The organism is Sphaerochaeta sp. UBA5836, from assembly GCF_002432845.1.
GTDB lineage: Bacteria > Spirochaetota > Spirochaetia > Sphaerochaetales > Sphaerochaetaceae > Sphaerochaeta.
Genome location: NZ_DJGW01000077.1, coordinates 18680 through 28703 on the forward strand (window position 1 = coordinate 18680; position 10024 = coordinate 28703).

Annotated in this window: 9 protein-coding genes and 1 pseudogene; 8 read left to right on the forward strand and 2 right to left on the reverse strand. The window is 54.2% G+C overall.

Annotated elements, in window-relative coordinates; translation table 11 throughout:
* The 4 genes from argJ to asnB form a co-directional block, all read left to right on the forward strand.
* The coding region (gene argJ, locus B3F49_RS06660; protein ID WP_293909925.1) for a bifunctional ornithine acetyltransferase/N-acetylglutamate synthase at positions 1-905 on the forward strand (905 nt) is incomplete at its 5' end.
* On the forward strand, positions 905-1792 hold the full coding sequence (gene argB / locus B3F49_RS06665; RefSeq protein ID WP_293909927.1) for an acetylglutamate kinase: 888 nt from the start codon (positions 905-907) through the stop codon (positions 1790-1792). The genes argJ and argB, both read left to right, overlap by 1 nt.
* A complete protein-coding gene (locus tag B3F49_RS06670; RefSeq protein WP_293909929.1) occupies positions 1789-2985 on the forward strand; it encodes an aspartate aminotransferase family protein in 1197 nt (398 codons plus the stop codon). The genes argB and B3F49_RS06670 overlap by 4 nt, the downstream gene beginning before the upstream one ends.
* A gap of 77 nt (positions 2986-3062) precedes the next feature.
* Positions 3063-4739: an asparagine synthase B gene (gene asnB / locus B3F49_RS06675; protein WP_293909931.1), complete on the forward strand. Its 1677-nt coding sequence runs from the start codon at positions 3063-3065 to the stop codon at positions 4737-4739.
* Here the strand turns inward: asnB and B3F49_RS06680 are convergent.
* Complete coding sequence (locus B3F49_RS06680; RefSeq protein WP_293909933.1) at positions 4736-5332, reverse strand: cadmium resistance transporter; 597 nt, start codon at positions 5330-5332, stop codon at positions 4736-4738. The genes asnB and B3F49_RS06680 overlap by 4 nt on opposite strands.
* A 110-nt stretch (positions 5333-5442) precedes the next feature.
* On the opposite strand from B3F49_RS06680, the pseudogene B3F49_RS06685 reads away from it, so the two are divergent.
* Positions 5443-5655: pseudogene (locus B3F49_RS06685) on the forward strand (DUF6544 family protein); the annotation flags it as partial.
* On the opposite strand, the gene B3F49_RS06690 reads toward B3F49_RS06685, so the two are convergent.
* A complete protein-coding gene (locus B3F49_RS06690; protein ID WP_293909937.1) occupies positions 5652-6743 on the reverse strand; it encodes a LacI family DNA-binding transcriptional regulator in 1092 nt (363 codons plus the stop codon). The pseudogene B3F49_RS06685 and the gene B3F49_RS06690 sit on opposite strands and share 4 nt — an antisense overlap.
* Before the next feature lie 131 nt (positions 6744-6874).
* Here B3F49_RS06690 and B3F49_RS06695 point away from each other — a divergent pair, with 131 nt between their 5' ends.
* Genes B3F49_RS06695 through B3F49_RS06705 form a run of 3 tightly spaced genes read left to right on the forward strand, consistent with a single transcriptional unit; the run spans position 6875 to position 9907 of the window.
* On the forward strand, positions 6875-8134 hold the full coding sequence (locus B3F49_RS06695; RefSeq protein ID WP_293909939.1) for an ABC transporter substrate-binding protein: 1260 nt from the start codon (positions 6875-6877) through the stop codon (positions 8132-8134).
* Positions 8135-8189: 55 nt separating this feature from the next.
* Positions 8190-9080: a carbohydrate ABC transporter permease gene (locus B3F49_RS06700; protein WP_293909941.1), complete on the forward strand. Its 891-nt coding sequence runs from the start codon at positions 8190-8192 to the stop codon at positions 9078-9080.
* The gene (locus tag B3F49_RS06705) at positions 9077-9907 is read left to right on the forward strand and encodes a carbohydrate ABC transporter permease (RefSeq protein ID WP_293909943.1); all 831 of its coding nucleotides are present in this window, start codon (positions 9077-9079) and stop codon (positions 9905-9907) included. The genes B3F49_RS06700 and B3F49_RS06705 overlap by 4 nt, the downstream gene beginning before the upstream one ends.
* Positions 9908-10024 lie beyond the last annotated feature (117 nt).

The window sequence follows — 10024 nt, forward strand, 5'->3', positions numbered from 1 at the left end:
AAGAGGTGCTGGTCTGTTCGACCGGCGTCATCGGTGTTCCTTTGCCGATGGACAAGATCAAGGCAGGCATCGATTTGTGCAGCAAGGAGTTGGGTGAAAGCCGCGAGGCGGCATTTGAAGCCGCCTTGGCCATCTGTACGACCGACACCTTTACCAAGGAAGTTGCTGTCAGCTTGCAGATCGAGGGCAGAACGGTACATATCGGAGGCATGGCCAAGGGGTCTGGAATGATCCATCCCAACATGGCCACCATGCTCAGCTTCATCACCACCGATGCCAATGTGGACAAGCAGACGTTGCAGACCCTGTTGGGGTCCTCAATAACCGATACCTACAATATGATCAGCGTCGACGGCGATACTTCCACCAACGATACCGTCCTGGTTCTTGCCAACGGCATGAGCGAAACGACTCCTCTTTGTCCAAGCCATCCCCAGTGGGAGCAATTCACCCAGGCATTCCTCTATGTCCATACCGAGCTTGCCAAGGCGATCGTTCGCGACGGCGAGGGTGCGGGGAAGTTCCTGGAGGTGAAGGTGACGGGTGCGAAGGACAAGCAGACGGCCCAAACGCTGGCACGCAGTGTCATCACCAGCAACCTGGTCAAGACGGCTTTCTTCGGCAGTGATGCCAACTGGGGACGGATTCTTTGTGCCATGGGCTACAGCGGGGCGGATTTCAATCCCTCAACGCTGGACTTGTATTTCTCCTCGGCGAAAGGAACCATCCAAGTGGTGAAAAATGGAACGCCGTTGGCTTTCGATGAACACCTTGCCAAGGGCATTCTCATGGAACGCGAGATTGTTACGCTGGCACAGTTGCACGATGGGACTGGAGAAGGTACCGCATGGGGCTGCGACCTCTCCTATGAGTACGTTCGGATCAATGGAGACTATAGAAGCTGATGAAACACCAAATGGAAACAGAAATACTCAAGGCCGAGGTACTCATTGAGGCCATTCCGTACATCCGGCGCTTTGCCGGCAGCATCGTAGTGGTCAAGTACGGCGGTTCGGCCATGGTGGACGAGAACCTGAAGAAGTCGGTGATCCAGGATATCGCCATGCTCAAGTACATCGGGCTCAAGCCGGTGGTGGTCCACGGCGGCGGCAAGGAGATTACCAGTCTGCTCGACCGCCTCGGCAAGAAGAGTGAGTTCCTCGACGGGCTGCGGGTCACCGATGCAGAGACCGCCCAGGTGGCGGAAATGGTTCTTTCAGGTTCCATCGCCAAGGCGTTGGTTGATGAACTTGAGTGTGTGGGGATCAAGGCTGCGGGTATCAGCGGCAAGGACGGCAGGACCATGCTTTGCAGCAGGAAGCTTGATGAGAAGGGCAGGGACCTGGGTTTTGTCGGTCAGATCGACAAGGTCGACACCACTTTGCTTGACACGCTGCTTGCCAACAACTTCGTTCCGGTGGTATCACCGGTGGGTGTAGATGGACAGGGAAACACCTACAACATCAACGCCGACTATGCGGCCAGTGCCGTGGCGGGAGCCCTTTCAGCCCAGAAATTGGTGTTCCTCACCGATGTGGAGGGGATCCTCAAGGACAAGGATGATCCTGCCTCCATTCTCAGAACCTTGAGCAAACGGCAGGCTCTTTCCTATATTGCCGATGGGACGATCAAGGGGGGTATGATCCCCAAGGTCCAGTGCTGCATCGACGGGCTGGAGAAAGGAGTGGAAAGCGTCCACGTCCTCGATGGACGGGTGAGCCATGCTATTCTGCTCGAAATCTTTACCACCAAGGGTATTGGTACCATGGTGACCGACAAGGAGAGCGTATGAGCATGCAGACAAGCATCGCACTAGGCAAACAATATTTGCTGGACACCTATGCCCAGGTGCCGGTGGTTTTTGCCGGCGGTGAAGGCATGTACCTGATCGATGAAGAAGGAAAAAAGTATTTGGACTTTGTCGGCGGAATCGCCGTCAATGCCCTGGGGTACCATGATGCAGGCCTCTCTGCTGCCATCGCTGAGGTAGTCGAGAAAGGACTGCTTCACTGCTCCAATCTTTATTACAACACTCAAGCCATCGCGGCAGCCAAGGGTCTGTGCACCCTTGCAGGCATGGACAGGGTCTTTTTCTGCAACAGCGGGGCCGAGGCGAATGAAGCCGCCCTCAAGCTTGCCCGCAAGTTCGGGCACAAGAGCAACCCGGCCCGCACCGATATCATTTCGATGGTCCACTCCTTCCATGGACGCACCTATGGTGCCATCACAGCCACCGGTCAGGACAAGTATCATGTGAACTTCGATCCGCTTCCCCAGGGATTCAGCTATGCCAAATTCAATAATTTGGAGAGTGTGAAGGCCTTGGTCAATGAAAAGACTTGTGCCATCATCGTCGAGCCCATCCAGGGTGAGGGCGGCATCGTGCCGGCAACCGTAGAGTTCCTCCAGGGCCTGCGTGAACTGTGTGACCAGAAGGACATCCTGCTCATCTATGACGAGGTGCAGTGCGGCATGGGGCGAAGCGGAAAGCCGTTTGCCTATCAGGTCTACGGGGTGAAACCCGACATCGTGACCACCGCCAAGGCGCTTGCCGGGGGAATCCCCGCCGGAGCCATGCTTACCTGCGAAAAGGCCAACGAGATATTCAAACCCGGCGACCATGCCTCCACGTTCGGCGGCAATGCCCTGGCCATGGCCGGCGTCAACGAGATGGTTCGGCGCCTCAACGATCCAGAGTTTACCGACGCTGTGCAGCAGATGGGTTCCTACCTGCGGGAGAAGCTCGTACAGCTTGCAGCGCTGTATCCCACATTGTGCGGGGAGGTCCGGGGAATGGGCTTGATCAACGGCATGGTATTGACCGTCTCTCCGCGCAAGGTCGTCGATGCATGTTTTGAACGCGGACTTTTGGTTGCCAGCGCCGGCTACGATGTGCTTCGCTTCGTGCCTCCTTTGATAGTACGGCAACAAGACATCGACAAGGCACTGGCAATCGTTGAACAGGCTCTTGCATCTTTGCTCTGAAGCGTCTAGTATCGACCCAAGAACAAAGACGTTCCTAACCCTGACGGGATAGGAGCGCTTTTTTTTGGAGGTAGAGGATGTGTGGATTTGTAGGTATGTTTGACATTCGCTCGTATACGAGCGAGTTGCGTTCCCGTGTTTTGGCGATGTCCCGCAAGATTCGCCACCGGGGTCCGGACTGGTCCGGGGTGTTTGCATCAGAGAAGGCGGTTATCAGCCATGAGCGGCTGGCCATCGTAGACCCGTTGTCAGGAGGTCAACCGCTGTACAGCAAGGATGGGAATATCGTTTTGGCCGTGAACGGGGAGATCTACAATCATCAGCAGATCCGCAGGCGCTATGCAAATACCTATGAGTTTCAGACCCAAAGTGACTGCGAGGTCATTCTTGCCCTCTACCAGGACAAGGGCCCCGACTTTTTGGAAGAGTTGAACGGTATTTTCGCCTTTGCTCTCTACGACCGGACCAAGGATGTGTATCTCATCGCCCGTGACCATATCGGCGTCATCCCCCTGTATCAGGGGTGGGACGATGAAGGGCGCTACTATGTGGCAAGCGAGCTGAAAGCCCTGGAAGGGGTTTGCTCCTCCATCGAGCTGTTTCTGCCCGGACAATACTACTACAGCCCCGAAGGAAAGCCCAAGCAGTGGTATACTCGAGAATGGACCAGCTATGATGTGGTCAAGAATCATGGCGGCAGCATCGAGGAGGTCAAGCATGCCCTCGAAGCGGCGGTTAAGCGCCAGCTGATGAGCGATGTGCCGTACGGCGTTTTGCTTTCAGGGGGCTTGGACAGCTCGATCATTGCCGCCGTCACCGCCAAGTACGCCCAAAAGCGGGTTGAGAGTGACGACCAAGAGACTGCGTGGTGGCCGAGGCTTCACTCCTTTGCCATCGGCCTGGAGGGATCACCCGACCTGAAGGCGGCCCGAATTGCAGCCGATCACCTGGGTACGGTGCATCACGAGGTGCACTTTACCATCCAAGAGGCGCTCGATGCCCTGTCCGATGTCATCTATCATCTGGAAACCAGCGATATCACCACCGTCAGGGCGGCCACCCCGATGTACCTTTTGGGGCGTGTGATCAAGTCGATGGGAATCAAGATGGTGCTCAGCGGCGAAGGCAGTGATGAGATCTTCGGCGGTTACCTCTACTTTCACAAGGCCCCGAATGCCCGTGAGTTCCATGAGGAGACGGTACGCAAGCTCTCCAAGCTCCATCTCTATGATTGCCTCAGGGCGAACAAGTCTCTTGCCGCCTGGGGTGTCGAAGGTCGTGTTCCTTTCCTGGACAAGGAGTTCATGGATGTAGCGATGAATCTCAATCCAGATCTCAAACTCTGTCCCGCCGTCGGGGAGGACAAGCGGATCGAGAAATGGCTGCTCAGGGAAGCCTTCAAGGAGTATCTGCCGCCTGAAATCACCTGGAGGCAGAAAGAGCAGTTCAGTGACGGGGTTGGGTACGACTGGATAGATACGCTCAAGCGCATGACTTCCAACCTGGTCACCGATGAGCAGTTCGCCCTGGCCGCCAAGCGTTTTCCCATCCATACTCCCGCCACCAAGGAGGAGTACTACTACCGATGCTTGTTTGCTTCCCATTTCCCCAGCGAGAGTGCGGCACGCTGCGTACCTCGGGAGGATTCGGTCGCTTGTTCAACAGCCAAGGCGCTTGAGTGGGACGAGGCGTTCAGGAAAATGAACGAGCCCAGCGGAAGGGCGGTGAGCGGGGTGCATGAGTCAGCCTACTAGAACAGGCTTGCCAGCTTTGCAAAGGTGCCGTTCTCGCTGAGGATGATAAGTCCGAGCAGCAGGAAGACCACCGGAACAAGGACGGCCGAGAAGCGGGAGAGCAAGGTCTTGATGTGGCTCTGGTTTGCCAGGAGGTAGCCCAGGGACCAAAAGATCAGGGTGAAGACGAGGAAGACCAGCATCGTGAGGCCAAGATAGGCGCCGTCGAGGGTGGCAAACCAGGGTATGTAGATGCCCAGGTTGTCCCCTCCGCTTGCGATTGTCACCAAGGTGACGGTTGCAAGCAGGCTCTTTCTTCCTGTTCTCGTCGCTTCTTCCTTGCTCTCCTCTTTGCTCAGCATCGCCCGTATGCCAAGAATTATGGGAATAAAGCCCAAGAGACCGATGACCCACCCTTCAAGCATTCTGCTTGCAAGATATGAGCCGACCAGGCTGATACCTACCAACACCCCTATACCCAAGATTTGACCCACGAGTATCGATATTCGTTGCACCCGCGTAGTTGCTTGGGAGTGGAAGAGGATGAGAAGCACCAGGTCGTCGATGCTGGTGGAGATGAAAACCACGATTGCGGAGAGCAGTACTGTTTGCATGTCTAGCATAGTCCAGAGTTCTAATGGGGAAAGTCAAGATGTCTTGACAGAAGATAACCAGTTGCATGAAAAGGTGAAAGCATGGATGCCGATCACTTGAAAGCAGAACTGTTTCGACCTTTCTGGAGAGCGGGGAGATGGTGAAATTCACTACCAACGACCGTATGGCAGCTTCATTCGACGGCAAGCTCGAGCAGGTTCCCTGGAGTGCAGAGTGCAGTCAGTACACCACCGTCGATGGTATTCGCATTCCCTCTCGTATCCATCCCCAGGGGGATCTGGTCTGCTTCGATGGAAGGGATGTGGAGGTCATGTTCTTTTAGGACATGAGCCTGGCGGCACTCAGTCCATGGATGAGGTTCCTGTTCTCGGTGAGTACCAAATTATGGTCGATTTGGATAAGAGGAAGATCGGCAGGTTGCTTTGACTCGAGGATTTTTTCCAATGCCATTACGGTGTAGTAGCCTTGGAGTGTAGGACTCTGGTCGATGACGGCCGAAAGAAGCCGCGTCTTCAAATGGTACAGGGCGGCGCTGTCCAAGTCATGGAGAACGGTGATGGTATCGTGTACCCCTGCTGCGTCCAAGGCGTGGAGAAAATCAGTATTGAAGGCGGGAATGAGGTACATTGCCTGCACCTTGTTTTGGTAGTTTCGGACCAGGTTGAGGATTTGGTTGTCTTTCTCCTCCGCCTGCAGCTTTGTGTCAAAATATTCCAGATGGACCGTGATTTCAGGAAACGATTGGTTCATCAGGTCCAAAAAACCTTCAAGGCGCATCTTGTTGATATTCGGTCCCTTTGCCTGTGAAAGTTCCTGTTCCGAGCACTGCAGGACCAAGACTTCTTTTTTCTGGGAAAGCTGCAGGGTTCGGGCGATGAAGTCCGCTGCGAGCCTGCCGCCGGCAACATAGTCCGACCCGATGTAGGTGCATCGCTTCGAATGCGGTGCATCGATGTTGAAGGTGACATAGGGCAGGCCAGCCTGCTCGATGCAGGTGATTACTGCCTCGATGTCATACATTCGTTGGTTGACCAAGGCAACGGCGTCGACTCCTTGCTCGATCTCCTGCTCAAGGAGGGAGAGATAGGCTTGGGTATCGAGTTCGGGAACCCGATGATAGTGTACTTCGTAGTCGAAGGCTTTCAGCTGTTGGGCTGCGACCTGCACCCCTTTGTTGATCTCGTCCCAGAAGTAGCGGGGCAGGGTGGAGGAGAACAACGCCAGTCTCCTGGTGCTGTTGCGAACCAAGACCTGACTTGCCCGGTGGGGTTCATACCCCATCTCTTTTGCATACTCCAACACTCTTTGTTTCAGTGCATCGGAAACGTACCCGTTGCTGTTCAGTGCACGACTTACGGTCATGTACGAGATTCCCAGATTCTTTGCAATTTCTTTCTGTGTAATACCCATGCGTCCTCAATTTCTGCGGGAATATTGAGTATCTTCTCATAAAAAGTATTTTGTTGACAACCGAATACCCGTGTGTTATACGTATAACATACCATAGTATTTGGATAATGGTACAAAAAAAGGAGAATCGTATGAAAAAAATGCTGTTAGTATTGTTGGCTCTTCTCGTAGCCTTCACTCCGCTTTTTGCAGCAGGACAACAGGAAAAGAAGGATGAAAATGTCACCCTGAATGTATTGTTCTACAGCCCCGAACTTGCAGAGCAGTATAACGACATGGTAGCCGAGTATAAAAAAGCAACCGGTGTTACCCTGGACATTACGGTACTGCAGACCGATTACCGCTCGGTGTTGACCAGCCGCCTGAACTCCGGCGATGTTCCCGACATTTTCATGAGCAGTGCCTATGCAGACAACTCCACCTACAAGGACTATGTCTACGACTTGACCAACGAGGACTTCATCAAGCAGATTGAACCCGGCGCCCTCCAAGGTGTCATCAGCGACGGCAAGGTGACCGGCTATCCTTTCTTGGTGCAGTCCCACTCTTTCATCTACAACAAGAAGGTCTTCAGGGACAATGGAATCACCACCCTCCCCAAGACCCTCAGTGAGTTTGAGGCTGTTGCAAAGAAGCTGCAGGCCAATGGCGTCCAGCCCTTCGCCACCGGTTTCAAGGAGTTCTGGGTTCTTCCCCAGACTGCATGGCAGGCCATCGCCAATGTGCCGACCGACAACTATGGCGGCTACGAGAAGTTCGTAGGCATGCTCAACAGCGGCGCCCTCAAGTTCAAGGATATTCCCCAGATGAGCCAGCTGTTCGATCTGTTGGACCTGATCAAGAAGTACGGCGGACCGAAGCCGAACGAATCCGACTTCAACGACCAGACCTCCGCTTTGGCTACCGGCAAGGTCGCCATGATCCACCAGGGCAACTGGGCCGAAGACTCCATCCGCAAGACCAATCCTGAAGTCGAAATCGGCTTGCTCGTCGGTCCTACCGGAAACAATGCAGCAACCGCCGGTATTATGTTCGACTCCAACCAGACCATCCGCATTGCCAAGGACGGCAAGAATCGTCAAGCCGCCCTCGATTGGCTGAGATGGCTCACCACCAGCGAATACGGCAAGAATTGGATTCCCGGCAAGGTAAAGCAGCTCTCTCCGATCATCGGTGCTGCTGCTCCCGACTCCCATATCGCCAAAGAGACCTCAGCCCTGCTTGCAAGCGGGACTCCCGGCTATCCTTGGTTCTACCAGATGTTCCCCACCGGAACCGAGCAGCAGCTTGGTGCAATCCTGCAGGGCTACTGCGCAGGTCTCACCGATCGTGAGCAGACCCTCGATGCCCTGGATGCAGCCTACGCAAAGATTGCCAAGGCAGCTCAATAACAACACTTCATCTTCGACTGTGGCCGGAAGCGAATCCGGCCACTAGGTAACCTGCATGACACAACTGCGACGAAAACAACTCAATCGAGGTTTGGTCTTCCTCCTCTTCACGCTGCCGGCCTTTGCAGCCATCCTTGTCTCTGTTGAAATACCCTTTCTGATGAGTGTGGCCTCCTCCTTCACCAAGTGGAATGGTTTGGACAAGGCGCAAACGTTCATCGGGCTTCAGAATTACAAGGAACTCTTTCTTGACGACCCGGATATGTGGAAGGCCTTCGGCTTTACCTTGCGCCTGACGCTGGGAAGCGTCATAGCAGTCAATCTCTGTGCCTTGTTGCTCGCCGTAGTCCTGGATGGCGATATCAAGGGGAAGAACGTGCTGCGTGCTGCGTTCTATGTCCCCAATATCATCAGCCTGATCATCATCGGCTATATCTGGCGGTTCATATTCTCCGCCGGCTTTGACTCGTTTTACCAAAAGACCGGGTGGGAAATCTTTATGCTCAGCTGGCTGGGAGATGTGAACATCATCTATTTCAGCGTGCTCTTGGTCAGCCTGTGGCACTCTCTGGGATTCTATCTGGTTGTCTACCTTGCAGGCCTGCAGACGGTTCCCCGCGACCTGATCGAGGCTTCCATGATCGATGGCGCGAATAGGACCAAACGGTTCTTTCATATTACTCTTCCCTTGATCATGCCATCCATAACCGTCTGTGTCTTCCACTCCCTCTCCAATGGCTTGAAAGCCTTTGATGTCATCTTCAGCCTGACCAACGGGGGTCCGGGCAATACCACCACGACCATTGCCTTGGACATCTACCGCACAGCCTTCGTCATCAACCGATTCGGGTATGGAACGGCAAAGTCTGTCGTGCTCTTTCTTATGATCCTCATCCTCTCGATCATCCAGGTCAGGGTATTCAAGCAGCGGGAGGTGGAAGTATGAAGAAGCACTCCCTCCCTTCCACAATGGCTTCCGTCATCCTGCTCATGCTTGCCATCGCTTACCTCTATCCGCTCTTTCTGGTGGTGATCAACTCGTTCAAGACCTTCAGCGAAATCACCAGCAATGTACTCGCCCTCCCTAAAAGACTGGTGTGGGAGAACTTTCAGAATGCGTTCAAGATCATGAACTACCCCCGCTATTTTCTGAACACCCTGCTGGCAACAACAGTGGGAGTCTGCGGTGTGGTGCTGGTCAGCTCCTTGGCCGGGTACAAGCTCTCCCGGACCAAGACCCGGTACAGCTTCATTATGTTCATGATTCTCATCGCCCCGATGATGATTCCCTTCCACTCCTTCATGATCTCGTTGGTGAAGGTTGCCAAGGAACTGCACCTGATCGGCTCTCCCTTGGGGTTGGGGGTTCTCTATTGGGGATTGGGAGCCTCCCTTGCTCTCTTCATGTATCATGGGGCTGTGAAATCGGTGCCCCAGGAGCTTGATGACTGTGCACTCATCGACGGCGCATCCCCGCTCAGGGCCTTTTTTCAGATTATTTTCCCCTTGTTGCAGCCGGTGACCGTCTCGGTCGTCGTCATCAATACGATGTGGATGTGGAATGACTTTCTGCTGCCCCTGTTGGTGCTCAGCGGATCGAAAAAGTCCTTGACCCTCCAGCTGGCGGCCTACAACTTCTTCGGACTGTACAAGGTCGAATGGAACTTTGCCATGGCAGGGGTTCTGTTGACCATCCTCCCGGCGATTCTGTTCTACTTGAGTTTACAGCGCTACATCATCAAGGGAATGGTTGCCGGTGCGGTGAAAACATAACGGGAGAGAGACTATGAAATTCAGAGACGGCTATTGGAACATACACAAGAGCGTTCGTCACTTGCCGAAGGTTGCCATCGTCGATGTGCAAAAGGGAGAGGGAAAGCTCTCCATGTT